Consider the following 17364-nt stretch of genomic DNA (forward strand, 5'->3'; position numbering starts at 1 on the left):
TTATGAACGATATCGCGCATACCCTCTATAATATTGTGCAATATATATTGGGATTTGGCCCCACGGTAATGTTGCCGCTGGTGTTATTTATTCTTGCTCTCTGTTTTAAAGTAAAACCCGCTAAAGCCTTACGCTCGTCATTAACGGTCGGCATTGGTTTTGTCGGTATTTATGCCATTTTCGATATTCTTACCAGCAATGTCGGGCCAGCGGCCCAGGCGATGGTTGAACGCACTGGAATTAATTTACCGGTGGTGGATTTAGGCTGGCCGCCACTTTCCGCAATTACATGGGGTTCGCCAATTGCCCCGTTTGTTATTCCCCTGACCATTCTGATTAACGTGGCGATGCTGGCGTTAAATAAAACCCGCACCGTTGACGTAGATATGTGGAACTACTGGCATTTTGCCCTTGCTGGTACGCTGGTTTATTACAGCACCGACAGCCTGTTCTTTGGTTTGCTGGCGGCGGCGATTGCTGCGGTGGTAGTACTTAAACTCGCCGACTGGTCTGCGCCACTGGTACAAAAATACTTTGGTCTGGAAGGGATTTCATTGCCGACGCTCTCTTCGGTAGTGTTCTTCCCGGTCGGTCTGCTGGTCGACAAAATCATCGACCATATCCCTGGCCTCAATCGTATTCATATCGACCCGGAAACCGTACAGAAAAAGTTTGGCATCTTCGGCGAACCGATGATGGTTGGCACTATTCTGGGCATTCTGCTCGGCGTGATTGCTGGATACGATTTCAAAAAAGTCTTGTTGCTTGGCATCAGTATTGGCGGTGTGATGTTCATCCTGCCACGCATGGTACGCATTCTGATGGAAGGTTTATTACCGCTGTCTGAAGCCATCAAAAAGTATCTCAACGCCAAATACCCTGACCGTGACGATCTCTATATCGGCCTGGATATCGCCGTTGCCGTAGGTAACCCGGCGATTATCTCCACCGCCCTGCTGCTGACGCCCATCTCGGTCTTTATCGCTTTTGTGTTGCCGGGTAATGAAGTCCTGCCGCTTGGCGACCTTGCCAACCTGGCAGTAATGGCCTCGATGATAGCTTTAGCCAACCGTGGCAATATTTTCCGCACCGTTATTGCAGCAATCCCGGTAATTATTGCCGACCTGTGGATTGCCACCAAAATCGCGCCGTTTATTACCGGAATGGCGAAAGACGTTAATTTCAAATTTGCCGAAGGCTCCAGCGGACAGGTTTCCAGTTTCCTTGATGGCGGCAACCCGTTCCGCTTCTGGCTGCTGGAAATCTTCAACGGCAATATCATCGCCATTGGTCTGGTGCCGATTATCGCCCTGGTACTGTATGGCATTTTCCGAATGACGCGGAGCACGGTTTATGCCTGATAACAGCGCAGCTATCGTTATCGATATTGGCACCACCAATTGCAAAGTCACCTGCTTTTCCTGCCTGGATGCAACGACGTTGGGCGCGCATAAATTCGTGACGGCAAAACAGATCTCTCCACAGGGTGATGTCGATTTCGATATCGACGCCCTCTGGCAGGAGGTCCGTCAGGCGATAGCGCAACTGAACGCCGCCTCGCCACTGCCAGTCAGGCGGATCAGCATTGCCAGTTTTGGCGAATCAGGCGTGTTCCTTGACGAGCACGGCGAGATCCTGACGCCAATGCTTGCCTGGTATGACCGTCGCGGTGAAGAGTATCTGGCCACACTTAGCGAGGCAGACAGTGCGGCACTTTATGACATCTGCGGGCTACCGCTGCACAGCAATTACTCTGCCTTCAAAATGCGTTGGTTACTGGAGCATTACCCGCTGCGTAATCGTCGCGGCCTGCGCTGGCTACATGCACCGGAAGTGCTGCTCTGGCGGCTGACTGGCGAACAGCGCACGGATATCACCTTAGCCAGCCGTACGCTGTGTCTGGACGTGCGCAAAGGCGAATGGTCAGCGAAAGCGGCGGCGTTGTTACACGTTCCCTGTTCAGCATTTGCGCCATTGGTGCAGCCAGGCGAACACGCCGGATGGGTCAGCGAGTCGCTCTGCAAAACGCTTGGGTTCTCGCAATCGGTCAGCGTGACGCTGGCCGGACATGACCATATGGTGGGTGCGCGGGCGTTACAGATGATGCCAGGCGATATCCTTAACTCGACGGGCACCACGGAAGGCATTCTGCAACTGGATACACAACCGACGCTGGATGAACAGGCGAAGCGCGACAAGCTGGCAAACGGCTGTTACTCGCTTGCCAACCAGTTCACCCTGTTTGCGTCGCTGCCCGTGGGCGGTTTCGCGCTGGAGTGGCTGCGCAACACGTTCCGGCTAACCGATGAGGAGATCGCCGCATCACTTACTCGCGGACATGCGGATTACCTGGCGGGGAACTGGTCGCTCGATGACATTCCCGTCTTTATTCCCCATCTTCGCGGTTCAGGTTCGCCCTATAAAAATCGCCATACCCGAGGATTATTTTATGGGCTTGGCGATACATTAAATATCGACATGTTAATTGCCAGTATTTCACTGGGATTAACCATGGAATTTGCCAACTGTTTTGCCTGTTTTAATGTGCCTGGCACCAGCGCGTTAAAAGTGATTGGTCCGGCGACCCATAATCCTCTTTGGCTGCAATTAAAGGCGGATATTTTACAGCGTCCGGTTGAAGCAATTGCATTTAACGAGGCGGTTTCTGTCGGAGCATTATTAACCGCCGCACCAGATATTCCACCGCCGCAAGTCACCATTGCCCAACGTTTGTTACCGAATCGGGCGAGATACCATCAATTGCAGCGTTATCAGCACAAGTGGAAAAGCTGGTATCAGTTGAAATTACAGCAAGAAGGCGTGATGCCATTACATCATCGGGAGGAGCACTATGTTGAGTAAAACCGTGGAGGTCAGAAACAGTACTGGCCTACATGCACGTCCGGCGGCCTGTCTGGCGAAAGCCGCCAAAAAATATAGCTGTAAAGTGACGCTGCACTATGAGGGTAATGATATTAATGCCACCAGCATGATGAATATTATGCGCGCCGGAATAAAAGGCGGCAAAACGGTGGAAATACGCTGCGAAGGTGATGATGAAAACGAGGCAATACAGACTCTCGCTGCCTTATTTCGTGACCGCTTCGGTGAAACTGAATAATTAACTGATATTAAAAGATGAGGTTTTCAATATGCCATTAGTTAATGGACGGATACTGCTCGACCGCATTCAGGAAAAACGGGTATTAGCGGGCGCGTTTAATACCACCAATCTGGAGACGACGATTTCAATTTTAAACGCTATTGAGCGTTCGGGATTACCCAACTTCATTCAGATTGCGCCCACCAATGCGCAACTCTCGGGATACGATTACATTTATGAAATCGTGAAACGTCACGCCGATAAAATGGATGTTCCGGTCAGTCTTCATCTGGATCACGGGAAAACCCAGGAGGATGTTAAACAGGCGGTGCGGGCGGGCTTTACCTCGGTCATGATTGACGGCGCCGCATTCTCTTTTGAAGAGAATATCGCTTTCACTCAGGAAGCTGTCGATTTCTGTAAATCCTATGGCGTACCGGTTGAAGCGGAGCTGGGGGCGATTCTCGGCAAAGAAGACGATCACGTCAGCGAAGCCGATTGTAAAACGGAACCGGAAAAGGTGAAGACCTTTGTCGAGCGCACCGGTTGCGACATGCTGGCAGTTTCTATTGGCAACGTTCATGGCCTGGACGATATACCGCGGATCGATATCCCCCTGCTGAAGCGCATTGCCGAAGTCTGCCCGGTGCCACTGGTTATTCACGGCGGCTCCGGTATCGCCCCGGAAATATTACGCAGCTTTGTTAATTATCGCGTCGCTAAAGTAAATATCGCCAGCGATCTGCGCAAAGCGTTTATCACCGCCGTCGGCAAAGCGTATGTGAATAATCACAACGAAGCGAATCTGGCACGAGTGATGGCATCAGCAAAAAACGCCGTCGAGGAAGATGTGTATAGCAAAATCCTGATGATGAATGAAGGCCATCGGTTGGTTAGAAAGGCATCTTAAGAGCCACAAAAATATAGCGGCGCAACAGAAATTGTTGGGCCGCTATAAGTTATAAATGATTCAAACGCTCATTCAGCGTTTCAATAATATAAGTATTAACAGAGACTTGTTGCTGCGCAGCCGCATTATTAAGGCGTTCACTCAGCGATTCTGGATAGCGTAACGTAAAGGTTTTAATCTTTTCTGTACGCGCATACGGCTCAATACCCGCAGCTTTACAATCCTCAAGATACTCTCGCAGGGAAAGCTCCCCTTCTTTTTGCAGCCCCTGAATGCTGTCAGAGACAAAATCACAATAACCTGACAAGCCCAGGAATTTGCCACGAAATGCATTTAGTTCTGGCACGTAGGTAATAACAGCAGGTTGCCCGGCAATCTCCATAGAGTTTGGCGTCTTCAGTTTGATCATGGTTTTACCCCTATACTTAGTAACCAGTCACGCACGCTTTCTACAGCGCCTTTATCGGTATCTGGCGACGGATGAGGCCGATGGAAACACGCAACGCTCATATTTAGTATGAACTTACAACGCGAACCCCTTCCTTCCTTAATTTCTCCGCCTAATGCTTTAACCAGTGACTCTATATCAGACCACTTGATCCCTTGAGGAACAGGAGATTTAAATATTTGATCCAATGTGTTTTTTTGTTTCTTCCGTAAAGCCTGTACCTAGGTTCTCATGGCATGTCCTTATGACTTCACTTTATGACATCAATAGTATGACATCACAGTATGAAGTCAAGTTTCCCTTCCTTACGCCATTGTTCCAATCGTCTTCCTGAATCGCAGTAGCGCGATGGTGAAAAACGCGCCGCCAATTGCCATCAGCGTCAGGAACTGCGGCCAGACGATTTCGAATCCGGCACCACGGTAGAGAATGGCCTGCGCAAGGCTGACAAAGTGTGTCGTCGGCATGGTCAACATAATGTCCTGCACCATCTGCGGCATACTTTCGCGCGGCGTGGAGCCACCAGAAAGCATTTGCAGCGGCAGCAGCACCAGAATCACCAGCAGCCCCAGTTGCGGCATTGAACGCGCTATCGTCCCCATAAAAATGCCGATTGACGTGGTGGCAAACAGACTGAGCGCCACGCCCAGCATAAAGAGCGGGATCGAACCTTCAATCGGTACGCCCAGCACGCCTTTCACCATCAGCACCAGCGATAATCCCGATACTGCCAGCACCACCAACCCCATCGACCAGACCTTCGCCATCATGATCTCAAACGGCGTTATCGGCATCACCAATAAATGTTCCACCGTGCCGTGTTCACGCTCGCGGATCAGCGCCGATCCGGTCAATACAATCGCCAGCATGGTAATATTGTTGATGATCGCCATTACCCCGCCAAACCACGCAGGATCAAGGTTCGGGTTAAAGCGCATCCGGGTTTCCAGCGATACCAACGGTTCGCTGTTATCACGGTAGCGCGCGACGAAACTGTTCACTTCACCGTTGATAATATTCTGGATATAACCGTTGCCAGTGAATGCCTGGCTCATGCGCGTGGCATCAACGTTCACCTGAATATCCGGCTGGCGTCCGGCGAGGACATCACGCTGAAAATTAGGCGGGATATTTATCGCGAAGGTATAGCGTCCGGCGTCCAGTCCGGCATCCATCTCATCGGCGGTGATCATCTCCGGTGGCAAAAACCACGGGCGATAGAAGCTGTTAACGATCCGGTTCGATAGCTGCGATTGATCCATATCGGCTATGGCGATCGGCGCGAGGTTCAATGATCCTGGTGTGACGGTCGCTGACGAATACACCGACACCGTAAACGAGAAAACGATCAACGTCAGCATCGCTTTATCACCGAGCAGGCTGCGCAACTCTTTGATACCCAGATTAAAAATATTGCGTAAATGGCGCATCATCCCTCCTGTTTTTTCAGCAGCAGGATGCTTAAGCCCATCACTAGCGGGATGGCTATCAGCAACGGGATAAAGAGTTGCCACAAATCAGTCAGATCAAGCGCCTTCGAGAACGTCCCGCGGGCGATAGTCAGAAAATGACTGGTCGGGTAAACCTCGCCGATCCAACGTCCAGGCCCTTCCAGCGAAGCTACCGGATCGATCATCCCGGAAAACTGTGTCGCCGGGATCAACGTGATAATCGCCGTACCGAAAATGGCGGCAATCTGGCTTTTCATAAAGGTGGAGATCAGCAGCCCCATTCCAGTGGCGATGATGATATACAGCAGCGCCGCCAGGGTGAGCGTCAGGAAACTGCCTTTATGCGGTACGCCAAACACAAACACCGACAGGGCACAGAGCAGGAAAAAGTTCAGCATCCCCAGCGCGATGTACGGCAGCTGTTTGCCAAGCAAAAATTCGCTACGGGTGGTAGGAGTCACGTAAAGGTTGATAATCGACCCAAGCTCTTTTTCCCGCACCACGCTAAGGGCGCTTAGCATTGATGGAATCATCATCAGCAGAAGCGGGATCACCGCCGGAACAATCGCTGGCAGGCTTTTTACGTCCGGGTTATAGCGATAGCGCGTCTCAATGTTCATCAGCCCGCTTTGGCTGGCAGGCGTGGGTTGTCGACTCGCCACATCCTGTAGCCAGCTCTGGTGCATGGCCTGCACGTAACCTTTTACCGTTTCGGCACGGCTCGGCATCGCACCGTCGATCCAGACACCGAGTTCCACAGGCGTACCACGCGCGATATCGCGCCCGAAATTGGGTGGGATCTCAATCGCCACCGTGATATCGCCCGCACGCATCCGACGGTCAAGTTCGTCATAACTGGTGAGCGGCGGCTGTTCGATAAAGTAACGGGAACCGGAGAGATTGAGCGTCCACGCCTGGCTACTGACGGTCTGGTCGCGGTCAAGCACCGCAAAGCGCAGGTTTTCCACATCCATACTGATGCCGTAACCCATTATCAGCATCAGGATCACCGTTCCCATCAGCGCCAGCGTCGAACGTACCGGATCGCGTCGCAGTTCCAGAGCTTCGCGGCGGCTGTAGCTAAACAGACGGCGCAGGCTAAATCCCTGACGCGGCGCGTGGGTAGTGTCATGTACCACGGGCGGCGCTTCGGCTTCGTTGCTCTGCCCTGCCGCCTCCTGCAAATAGGCGATAAATGCCTCTTCCAGACTGGCGGCTCCGCGTTTTTCAACCAGTTCCTGCGGTGTACCGCTGGCAAGCACTTTTCCGGCGTGCATCAGTGAGATACGGTCGCAGCGTTCCGCTTCGTTCATAAAGTGGGTGGAGATGAAGATAGTCACTTTGTCCTGGCGCGAGAGATCGACCATCAACTGCCAGAACATATCCCTCGCCACCGGATCGACGCCAGAAGTGGGTTCATCGAGGATTAACATTTCCGGGCGATGAATCACCGCCACCGCCAGCGAAAGCCGCTGGCGAATGCCGAGCGGCAATGACTCCGGCAGAACATCTTCAACGTCGTTGAGCTTAAAACGCTCGCTCATTTCAGCCACTCGAGCGGGAATTTCTGCTTCCGGGATGTGAAACAAACGGGCATGTAACTCAAGGTTTTGCCGCACGGTGAGTTCGTTATAGAGCGAAAACGCCTGCGACATATAGCCCACCCGACGACGCGTATCGATATCTTTTGGATCAACCGGTTGCCCAAACAGCCACGCCTCACCTTCGCTGGCGGGCAGTAGTCCGGTAAGCATTTTCATGGTGGTGGATTTACCGCAGCCGTTCGAACCGAGAAAGCCAAAAATCTCCCCGCGTGGAATGCGGAAATTGACGTGATCAACAGCGACAAAGGAACCAAAACGCATGGTCAGATCGCGCGCTTCGATGGCAATCTCTGCGTTTTCAGCTTGATACGGTGGGATCACTACCGCCTGATGCGCCTGGCGTTGCGCTTCTGGTAACAAAGCGATAAACGCTTCTTCCAGCGTGGCGCTTTGCGTTTGCTGCCGCAGCTCTTCGGCGCTGCCGGTCGCCAGCACTTCTCCGGCATTCATCGCTACCAGCCAGTCGAAGCGTTCGGCCTCTTCCATGTAGGCGGTGGCGACCAGCACGCTCATGTTGCTTTGTCGCTGGCGAATACTGTCGATCAGATCCCAGAACTGGGCGCGGGAGAGCGGGTCAACCCCCGTTGTTGGCTCATCAAGAATCAACAGTTCCGGGTCGTGGATTAACGCACAGCACAGCCCAAGTTTTTGCTTCATCCCGCCGGAGAGTTTCCCTGCCGGACGATCGCGAAATGGTGCTAACCCGGTGCTGGTCAGCAGCTCGTTAATTCGCACTTCCCGCTCCGCTTTGTCGTGACCGAACAGGCGGGCGAAAAAATCGACGTTTTCATACACCGACAAGGTGTGGTAGAGGTTTTTGCCCAGCCCTTGCGGCATCCAGGCGATGCGCGGGCAAACGTCGCGGCGATGCTTCGGGTCGCGCATATCGCCGCCCAGCACCATCACGTTGCCCTGCTCAATGACACGAGCACCGGAAATCAATGACAATAAACTCGACTTACCGACGCCGTCCGGGCCAATCAGCCCGACCATGCAGCGGGCCGGAATCTCGAGAGTGATATTGTTCAGCGCAACGGTTTTTCCATAATGCTGGCTCACGCCCACCAGTTGCGCGACAGGCGGGACGGGAACCAGTTCCAGATGCGTCATTGCGGCAACCTCACCACCAGGTCTTCAGGCCACGGAAGTTCTTCATTCACCCGCACCCACGCCACGCCCGGCAAGCCCGTTTTGACATATTCCAGATGCTGCTGGAGTAATTCCGGTGGGATACGCGCTTTGACGCGAAACATCAGTTTCAGCCGTTCATCGCTGGTTTCGACGGTTTTTGGCGTGAACTGGGCGACGCTGGCGACAAAACTGATGGTCGCAGGAATACGCAGATCTGGCGCAGCATCGAGGATCAGCCGGGCTTCACCACCTAGTTTCAGCGTGCCCGCTTGTTCGGTTGGCAGGAAGAAGGTCATATAGACGTCGCTGAGATCGACCATATTCAGCACCCGACCACCTGCTGCCAGCACTTCGCCTGGCTCGGCAACCCGATACTGCACGCGTCCGTCACGCGGGGCTTTCAGTTCGCTGTCATCGATATCTGCGGCAATGCGCCGTTCAGTGGCTTGTGCCGCTTCGACGCGCGTTTGCGCCTGAATGATATTGGTGCGTGCCGCCTCTATAGCGGCTTTAGAAGCCGAAACCTGGGCTTTTGCCGATTCCAGCGCAGCACGGGCGCCTTCGGCAGCGGCGCGGTCGTCATCCAGCTGTTGCGCAGAAATAGCCCCACGATGGGCGAGCGAGCGGGAACGGGTATGACGTTTGGCTACGGAGTCCAGTTCAGCTTGCCGTTGATTAACCAGCGACTGAGCGGCGCGAGTTTCACTTTGCCGCTGTTCCAGCAAAGCCTGCGCGGCGGCAACGGCACTTTGCGCCTCTTTGATTTGCGCGATGGCCTCCAGTCGCTGTTCCTGCAACACACGAGTATCCATCTTCGCCAGCACTTCGCCTTTGCGAACAAACTGGCCTTCTTTCACCAGAATGGTGTCGATACGCCCGGCAATTTTGCTGGCGATATCCACTTCCGTCGCTTCAATGCGCCCATTGCTGACGGCAAAGCCTTCCGGCACACCTGCTGGACGCAACAGCCACCACGCCACGATAGCAGCCACCGCCAGTAACCCGACAACCCACCACGCCAGATGGCGCTTAATATTATCCATAATCGACCCGCCATAATCCCTGTAAGCAATCGACGCGTGTTACAACTGCCACCGAACGACGTTCAGCGAATTATTCCATCCGGGATAAGAAGGAAACGGCAAAGGCGGCCAGGGCGCAGCAAACTGAGCGCCAACGGGGAAGGTCTGGTGAAAACGGGTAGTAATGTTGTCATCATCAGCATTCCTGGCCGTAAATGAAACACGCATACTCATAAGTGAAATCAATTAAATACTAACAGTTATATTCATGTTGTCTATTTGATTACCATCAGCTTGTGATACATCGCGATGTTCTTCTGTCCGATAGCGTTTTTAACCAAAAATCTTCTGCACAGGTTCTCAGGTACTACTGCGTAGGTTTCCGTAACAGAAAACCCGATGACTATCACATAGCGTTATTATCGCCGAGGTGCAAATATTTACCGAAAGCGAAATAATTTTTTAAAAAGATGATAAAGGCTTATGTATTAAATAAAGCAGTCTCGAACAAGGTCGTTTAAAGCAACAAAATAAAAATATACTCGTCATACTTCAAGTTGCATGTGCTGCGTCTGCGTTCGCTCACCCCAGTCACTTACTCATGTAAGCTCCTGGGGATTCACTCGCTTGTCGCCTTCCTGCAACTCGAATTATTTAGAGTATAAGATAAAGATATTAACTCGGAATTTACCTTAGGATAAATATTTATTTATCAGCATTAACTCACATCTAAAACTTAACACTCCGGGCAATAAATCCGGCTATAGTAAAGTTACTTGTTACATTTGGTGGTATCTCATTGTTATATTTAACTGACTAAAAATACTACTGATACGCTTTCTTATATTAGCAGAAAGTACACATGGAGTTTAAAATGAATATATATATCGGATGGCTATTTAAATTAATCCCTTTAATTATGGGGATAATATGTATTGCATTGGGTGATTTTGTATTAGCAGGTTCCGGGCAAAGTGAGTATTTTGTGGCGGGACATGTACTTATTTCGCTTTCTGCAATATGTCTGGCGTTATTCACTACTGCATTTATTATTATTTCGCAGTTAACGCATGGTGTGAATAAGCTCTACAGCACACTTTTTCCTGTTATTGGTTACGCTGGGTCTGTCGCAACTATGATTTGGGGATGGTTGCTGCTGGCAAGTGATAATGTCATGGCCGATGAATTTGTTGCCGGACATGTTATTTTCGGTGTTGGGATGATTGCTGCCTGCGTATCAACCGTGGCGGCGTCTTCCGGGCATTTTCTGCTAATTCCCAAAAACGCCTCGGGCAGTAAGAGTGATGGTACGCCGCTGCAGGCTTATTCTTCGACAATCGGTAATGGCTTAATTGCCGTTCCCGTTCTGCTTACTCTCTTTGGTTTCATTTGGTCAGTCGCGCTGTTACGTAGTGCAAATATCACACCACATTATGTTGCTGGTCACGTACTGCTGGGGTTAACGGCAATTTGCGCTTGTCTTATTGGTCTTGTCGCCACTATTGTCCATCAAACGCGGAATACGTTCTCAATGAAAGAGCATTGGCTGTGGTGCTATTGGGTTATTTTACTTGGCTCACTGACGGTTATTCAGGGGATCTACGTTTTAGTCAGTTCTGATGAAAGTGCCAGACTGGCACCCGGCATTATTCTTATTTGTCTGGGAATGATTTGCTACAGTATTTTCTCCAAAGTGTGGTTGTTGGCGCTGGTATGGCGACGCACCTGTTCGTTAGCCAACAGAATACCCATGATTCCGGTATTTACCTGTCTGTTTTGCCTGTTCCTCGCAGCGTTCCTTGCTGAAATTGCGCAAACCGACATGGCTTATTTTATTCCTTCGCGAGTTTTGGTTGGCTTAGGTGCAGTGTGTTTTACACTGTTTTCCATCGTTTCTATATTAGAAGCAGGGTCTGCGAAAAAATAATGACTCTCGCCGGATTGTGGTTATGCTACAGCCCGGCGAATATTAATACTTCCCGTTATTCACGCAGCACTCTTCACGCAGAAAGCTAATAATCCCTTCCAGAACATCATATTGCGAGACACACATCAACGTGCGACTTTCGCGGTTTTGCTTAACCAGACCAACGGAGACCAGCGCCGAGATATGGTGGCTCAAGGTCGATGCGGGGATCGCAAGTTCTTTCTGTAACTCGCCTACCGGCATCCCGCGTTCTCCCGCTTTGACCAGATGACGAAAAATAAACAAACGGGTCGGATGACCTAATTCTTTCAGTGCCTTAGCGACATCTTCCAGTTCCATAAGTAGTTTCTCCGGCTAATTGATATTTCGATAATACCAGAAATATCTTGTTCATCTCTCGTTATTTCGATAATTTTAGAAATATAGTTTTAAAGAGGGTATAAAATGTTTGAATGGTTACCAGGGCTGCGCGACGCCGCCGGGATGTTCCTGTTCTTAGCTGTAGAGCTATCGTTACTTTTTCTTCTTATCAGTGCTGGTGTCAGCGTAATCCGTCAGAAAATCCCGGATCATAAGATCCAGAAAATGATGGGTGCGCGTAAAGGGCGCGGTTATTTGCTAGCAGCAATGTTAGGTGCAGTGACTCCGTTTTGCAGTTGCTCAACCATTCCTATGCTTCGCGGTCTTCTTTCTGCAAAAGCGGGATTTGGCCCAACGCTCACCTTTTTATTTGTTTCACCATTACTCAACCCGATTATCGTCGGGCTAATGTGGGCAACATTTGGCTGGAAGGTAACGTTGCTGTACGCCGTTATTGCGTGCAGCGTTTCGCTGGCCGCCAGTTTGTTACTGGATTTTGTTGGCTTCGAACGATATGTCATACAGGCAAAGGGGAGCAACGCGAGCTGCTGCAAACCACTGTCCGATAAACCCGTTATTAACTTGCGCTCCGCGACGTTTACACCACAAACCACATCTTGCTGTACCGCAGAACCTGCTGTTAATTGCTGTAGTGCAGCCAAAACGGCGCCCCCCAGCCTGCTGACTCAGGCAATAAAGGATGCATGGCGGCAATTTAAAGAAGTGCTGCCCTACCTGTTAATTGGGGTGCTAATTGGCTCATTTATTTACGGCTTTATTCCAGCACAATGGATTGCAGCACATGCCGGAACGGATAATCCACTGGCTATCCCCTTAAGCGCGGTTATAGGTATCCCGCTTTATATACGTGCAGAGGCCGTCATTCCCCTCGCGTCGGTATTAATGACCAAAGGCATGGGGATGGGTGCCATAATGGCACTTATCATCGGTAGCGCGGGTGCCAGCTTAACAGAAGTTATTTTGCTGAAATCGATGTTTCGCACGCCGATGATTATTGCCTTTCTGATGGTAATTTTAGGAATGGCAGTGGTTATGGGATATGTAACGCAAGCGTTATTCTGAGGCCAAATCCTGTGCACAAGCCCACGCACTCGACCACGCCCACTGGAAGTTATAGCCCCCTAGCCAGCCGGTAACGTCCATCACTTCGCCGATAAAGTACAAGCCCGGAACTTTACGTGCTTCCATCGTCCGTGAAGAGAGTTCATTGGTGTCCACGCCGCCGAGTGTCACTTCGGCGGTGCGATAGCCTTCAGTGCCGTTAGGTTGTACACGCCAGTCAGTCAATGTGGCAATGAGCGCCTGTTGGTCACGCACGTTGAGCTGTTTTAACGAGACGTCCGGGATTTGCCCGAGTTGTTGTAACCGTTCAACCAACCGTTTCGGCAAATGAACCGCCAGCGTGTTTTTCAGGCTCTGATTCGGATGCGCGTTACGCTGTTCATTAAGAAAAGTGTCCAGGTCGACATCCGGTAGCAGATTGATGCTGACAAATTCACCCGGTTGCCAGTAGCTGGATATCTGCAATACCGCAGGGCCAGACAAGCCGCGGTGGGTGAAGAGTAAGTTTTCACGGAACACGGTGCCGTTTTCAGCGGTTATCACAGAAGGCACCGCCACGCCCGCCAGCACCTGTAACTCCTCCAGCAACGGTTTATGCAGGGTGAATGGCACCAGGCCTGCGCGCGTCGGCAACACGTTGAGGCCAAATTGTTCGGCAATCTTATAACCAAACGGCGACGCGCCCAGACCCGGCATCGAGAGGCCTCCGGTCGCAATGACCAGTTTATCGCAGCCTACGGTCATGCCGTTCAGTTCAAGCGTGAATCCCGCGTCATCCTTCGTCACGCTCAACACTTCGCTACGTAATCTGAAGGTCACATTGCCCTTCTCGCACTCATCCACCAGCATGTCGACAATCTGCTGAGCGGAGTCATCACAGAAGAGTTGCCCTAACGTTTTCTCGTGCCAGGCGATGCCGTGCTTATTGACCAGATCAATGAAATCCCACTGAGTAAATCGGGCAAGCGCAGACTTGCAAAAATGCGGATTCTGGCTCAGATAGGCACCTGGTTCGACATAAAGGTTGGTGAAGTTACAGCGCCCACCACCAGACATGAGGATTTTGCGCCCCGGTTTTTTGCCATTATCGATCAGCAAAACTCTGCGCCCTGCCTGACCTGCCAGCGCAGAACAGAACATACCCGCCGCGCCAGCGCCTATAATAATGGCATCAAACTTTTCCACGTTGCGTTCCTCTTAGAAAAAACGGGCGTGAATTGTAAAGATTCCTCAGTGGTCGCACCAGCATCAATATTACTTAGGGGAAGTATTTGTCTGAATTATATAAGATAATTATTTTTTGAGCGAAATTCATACAGGAGGCAAATCAAAAAAATCTATATTTCACTTTGCCCGCGCCGCGAAAGTCACTGATAATGCGCCGCGTTCATGTCCTCAAAATGGCGTAACGTCCTATGCTACATTTGTTTGCTGGCCTGGATTTGCATACCGGGCTGTTATTATTGCTTGCACTGGCTTTTGTGCTGTTCTACGAAGCCATCAATGGTTTCCATGACACAGCCAACGCCGTGGCAACTGTCATCTATACCCGCGCGATGCGTTCTCAGCTCGCTGTGGTTATGGCGGCAGTGTTCAACTTCCTGGGTGTTTTGCTGGGTGGTCTTAGTGTTGCCTATGCCATTGTGCATATGCTGCCGACGGATCTGCTGCTTAATATGGGATCGTCCCATGGTCTTGCCATGGTGTTCTCTATGTTGCTGGCAGCAATTATCTGGAACCTTGGTACCTGGTACTTTGGTTTACCTGCATCCAGCTCCCATACGCTGATTGGCGCGATCATCGGTATTGGTTTAACCAATGCGTTGATGTCCGGTACGTCAGTGGTGGATGCACTCAATATCCCGAAAGTATTAAGTATTTTCGCATCTCTGATCGTTTCCCCTATTGTCGGCCTGGTGTTTGCTGGCGGTCTGATTTTCTTGCTGCGTCGCTACTGGAGCGGCACCAAGAAACGCGCCCGTATCCACCTGACCCCAGCGGAACGTGAAAAGAAAGACGGCAAGAAAAAGCCGCCTTTCTGGACGCGTATCGCGCTGATCCTTTCCGCTATCGGCGTGGCGTTTTCTCACGGCGCGAACGATGGTCAGAAAGGCATTGGTCTGGTTATGTTGGTTCTGATTGGCGTCGCACCAGCGGGCTTCGTGGTGAATATGAATGCCACTGGCTACGAAATCACCCGTACCCGTGATGCCATCAACAATGTGGAAGCTTACTTTGAGCAGCATCCTGCGCTGCTTAAACAGGCGACCGGTGCCGATCAGTTAGTACCGGCTCCGGAAGCAGGCGCAACACAACCTGCGGAGTTCCATTGCCATCCGTCGAATACCATTAACGCGCTCAACCGCCTGAAAGGCATGCTGACCGCCGATGTGGAAAGCTACGACAAGCTGTCGCTTGACCAACGTAGCCAGATGCGCCGCATTATGCTGTGCGTTTCTGACACTATCGACAAAGTGGTGAAAATGCCTGGCGTCACTGCGGATGATCAGCGTCTGTTGAAGAAACTGAAGTCCGATATGCTGAGCACCATCGAGTATGCTCCGGTGTGGATCATCATGGCGGTCGCGCTGGCGTTAGGTATCGGTACGATGATTGGCTGGCGTCGTGTGGCGACCACTATCGGTGAGAAAATCGGTAAGAAAGGCATGACCTACGCTCAGGGTATGTCTGCTCAGATGACGGCAGCGGTGTCTATCGGTCTGGCGAGTTATACCGGGATGCCGGTTTCCACCACTCACGTACTCTCCTCTTCCGTAGCGGGGACAATGGTGGTTGACGGCGGCGGCTTACAGCGTAAAACCGTAACCAGCATTCTGATGGCCTGGGTGTTTACCCTCCCGGCTGCAGTTCTGCTCTCCGGTGCGCTGTACTGGATCTCCTTGCAGTTCCTGTAATCGCACGCATAAAAACGAGCGGGTCAGTTTACTGGCCCGCTTCAGATTGTTGACACAGTGCGCTTTGTTCATGCCGGATGCGGCGTGAACGCCTTATCCGGCCTACAAAAACATGCAAATTCAAGAGATTGCAGAGATTATGTAGGCCTGATAAGCGTAGCGCATCAGGCAATTTTGCGTTTGTAATCAGTCTCGAGCGGGTCAGTTTACTGGCCCGCTTTTTTTATGCGTTATTACCGTGGCGCTTAATGCCAAATCACCAACGCAATCAGGCTTACCACCACCAGGCCACACAATGCGCTGGTCAGAATAAACTGACGACGCACGCGCTCGCAGCGACGGATAAACTCATCATCGTGATGATCGCGATAACGTTGGGCATAGATATACCAAACGAGACGCACCTGTTTGTTGGGTTGGCCATGTGAGGTAAAAAAGCCCCCTCCATCAACATATTGATAGAGCAATGGATCGCAATTACGCAGTACCACTAACAACGCGCGTAGTGATGAGAAATAGCGCGCCATGTTAACAATGCAAACGACACATAAAGCCCAAAATAATGCGACGGTGCTTATCATACCCCCTCCCCGGCGACCTGCCCGCGGAGTTCCCCTCCGGGGCTACCGCTCCCGATACGCTGCCAATCAGTTAACACCAGGTCCTGGAGAAACCGCTTTTGTGATGACAAACATCCGAGCGGCTCTATAGATAGTGTAGGAGATCAGGTTGTTTTTTTTCCATAAGGTTAACCACTATCAATACATTCATGTAGAAAATTTGATTATCTGATTGGTAAGCAAGGCGGATTGACGGATCATCCAGGTCGCTATAAGGTAAGGATGGTCTTTTCACTGAATCTTTACGGCTGGGTTAGCCCCGCGCACGTAGTTCGCAGGACGCGGGTGACGTAACGGCACAAGAAACGCAAGCTGGCCAGTCATCGACAACTTTATGGAAGGAGTAACACTATGGCTTATAAACACATTCTCATCGCGGTCGATCTCTCCCCGGAAAGCAAAGTTCTGGTAGAGAAAGCAGTCTCTATGGCTCGCCCCTACAATGCGAAAGTTTCTCTGATCCACGTAGATGTAAACTACTCTGACCTATACACCGGACTTATTGATGTAAATCTGGGTGACATGCAGAAACGCATTTCCGAAGAGACTCATCATGCATTGACCGAACTCTCCACCAACGCAGGCTACCCAATTACTGAAACCCTTAGCGGCAGCGGCGATTTGGGTCAGGTGCTGGTTGATGCGATCAAGAAATACGACATGGACCTGGTTGTTTGTGGTCACCACCAGGACTTCTGGAGCAAACTGATGTCTTCCGCGCGTCAGCTGATCAACACCGTTCACGTTGATATGCTGATTGTTCCGCTGCGCGACGAAGAAGAATAATATC

The 17364-nt window shown here is 51.2% G+C and carries 17 protein-coding genes and 1 pseudogene; 9 read left to right on the forward strand and 9 right to left on the reverse strand.

Annotated features, from left to right (window positions below; genetic code table 11):
• Positions 1-2 precede the first annotated feature (2 nt).
• From D9734_RS17120 to D9734_RS17135, 4 genes are read left to right on the forward strand one after another with little or no spacing between them, the layout of a single operon-like run.
• A complete protein-coding gene (locus tag D9734_RS17120; RefSeq protein WP_130209137.1) occupies positions 3-1361 on the forward strand; it encodes a PTS galactitol transporter subunit IIC in 1359 nt (452 codons plus the stop codon).
• Positions 1354-2862, forward strand: coding sequence for an FGGY-family carbohydrate kinase (locus tag D9734_RS17125; protein WP_130209139.1), 1509 nt, complete (start codon positions 1354-1356; stop codon positions 2860-2862). Before D9734_RS17120 ends, D9734_RS17125 begins: the two co-directional genes overlap by 8 nt.
• Positions 2852-3121, forward strand: a complete 270-nt coding sequence (locus D9734_RS17130; protein ID WP_130209141.1) for an HPr family phosphocarrier protein — start codon at positions 2852-2854, stop codon at positions 3119-3121. The genes D9734_RS17125 and D9734_RS17130 overlap by 11 nt, the downstream gene beginning before the upstream one ends.
• Before the next feature lie 31 nt (positions 3122-3152).
• Positions 3153-4013 carry a class II aldolase gene (locus D9734_RS17135; RefSeq protein ID WP_001131788.1) on the forward strand — a complete coding sequence of 287 codons (861 nt, stop codon included), beginning with the start codon at positions 3153-3155 and terminating at the stop codon, positions 4011-4013.
• Positions 4014-4062: 49 nt separating this feature from the next.
• Here the strand turns inward: D9734_RS17135 and D9734_RS17140 are convergent, their stop codons facing one another.
• From D9734_RS17140 to D9734_RS23565, 6 genes are all read right to left on the reverse strand, one after another.
• Entirely contained in the window at positions 4063-4422 is a 360-nt protein-coding gene (locus D9734_RS17140) for a type II toxin-antitoxin system HicB family antitoxin (RefSeq protein WP_000593555.1), read from the reverse strand.
• Entirely contained in the window at positions 4419-4649 is a 231-nt protein-coding gene (locus D9734_RS17145) for a type II toxin-antitoxin system HicA family toxin (RefSeq protein ID WP_130209144.1), read from the reverse strand. The genes D9734_RS17140 and D9734_RS17145 overlap by 4 nt, the downstream gene beginning before the upstream one ends.
• A 117-nt stretch (positions 4650-4766) precedes the next feature.
• The gene (locus tag D9734_RS17150; protein ID WP_130209210.1) at positions 4767-5891 is read right to left on the reverse strand and encodes an ABC transporter permease; all 1125 of its coding nucleotides are present in this window, start codon (positions 5889-5891) and stop codon (positions 4767-4769) included.
• Positions 5891-8626 (reverse strand): ribosome-associated ATPase/putative transporter RbbA, encoded by a 2736-nt coding sequence (rbbA, locus tag D9734_RS17155; RefSeq protein WP_130209146.1) that lies wholly within the window; start codon positions 8624-8626, stop codon positions 5891-5893. Before rbbA ends, D9734_RS17150 begins: the two co-directional genes overlap by 1 nt.
• A complete protein-coding gene (locus D9734_RS17160; protein ID WP_130209148.1) occupies positions 8623-9690 on the reverse strand; it encodes an HlyD family secretion protein in 1068 nt (355 codons plus the stop codon). The genes rbbA and D9734_RS17160 overlap by 4 nt, the downstream gene beginning before the upstream one ends.
• Positions 9691-9752: 62 nt before the next feature.
• Entirely contained in the window at positions 9753-9866 is a 114-nt protein-coding gene (locus D9734_RS23565; protein ID WP_214251098.1) for a hypothetical protein, read from the reverse strand.
• Between the two features lie 677 nt (positions 9867-10543).
• Between D9734_RS23565 and D9734_RS17165 the strand changes: the two genes are divergently transcribed.
• Positions 10544-11596: a DUF2776 family protein gene (locus D9734_RS17165; protein ID WP_130209150.1), complete on the forward strand. Its 1053-nt coding sequence runs from the start codon at positions 10544-10546 to the stop codon at positions 11594-11596.
• Between the two features lie 42 nt (positions 11597-11638).
• Here the strand turns inward: D9734_RS17165 and D9734_RS17170 are convergent, their stop codons facing one another.
• Positions 11639-11935 (reverse strand): metalloregulator ArsR/SmtB family transcription factor, encoded by a 297-nt coding sequence (locus D9734_RS17170; RefSeq protein WP_000418114.1) that lies wholly within the window; start codon positions 11933-11935, stop codon positions 11639-11641.
• A 105-nt stretch (positions 11936-12040) separates the two neighbouring features.
• On the opposite strand from D9734_RS17170, the gene D9734_RS17175 reads away from it, so the two are divergent.
• Positions 12041-13039, forward strand: a complete 999-nt coding sequence (locus D9734_RS17175; protein ID WP_130209152.1) for a permease — start codon at positions 12041-12043, stop codon at positions 13037-13039.
• Here the strand turns inward: D9734_RS17175 and D9734_RS17180 are convergent.
• Complete coding sequence (locus tag D9734_RS17180) at positions 13031-14224, reverse strand: NAD(P)/FAD-dependent oxidoreductase (RefSeq protein ID WP_130209154.1); 1194 nt, start codon at positions 14222-14224, stop codon at positions 13031-13033. The genes D9734_RS17175 and D9734_RS17180 overlap by 9 nt on opposite strands.
• 230 nt (positions 14225-14454) lie before the next feature.
• On the opposite strand from D9734_RS17180, the gene pitA reads away from it, so the two are divergent.
• Complete coding sequence (gene pitA / locus D9734_RS17185) at positions 14455-15954, forward strand: inorganic phosphate transporter PitA (RefSeq protein WP_130209156.1); 1500 nt, start codon at positions 14455-14457, stop codon at positions 15952-15954.
• Positions 15955-16026: 72 nt separating this feature from the next.
• Positions 16027-16125, forward strand: a pseudogene (locus D9734_RS23755) (hypothetical protein); the annotation flags it as partial.
• Positions 16126-16199: 74 nt separating this feature from the next.
• Here the strand turns inward: D9734_RS23755 and uspB are convergent.
• The gene (gene uspB, locus D9734_RS17190; protein WP_124038640.1) at positions 16200-16535 is read right to left on the reverse strand and encodes a universal stress protein UspB; all 336 of its coding nucleotides are present in this window, start codon (positions 16533-16535) and stop codon (positions 16200-16202) included.
• A gap of 390 nt (positions 16536-16925) precedes the next feature.
• Here uspB and uspA point away from each other — a divergent pair, with 390 nt between their 5' ends.
• Entirely contained in the window at positions 16926-17360 is a 435-nt protein-coding gene (gene uspA, locus D9734_RS17195) for a universal stress protein UspA (RefSeq protein WP_000323571.1), read from the forward strand.
• The last annotated feature ends 4 nt before the right edge of the window (positions 17361-17364 follow it).

The organism is Escherichia sp. E14S1 (assembly GCF_004211995.1).
Lineage (GTDB): Bacteria > Pseudomonadota > Gammaproteobacteria > Enterobacterales > Enterobacteriaceae > Escherichia.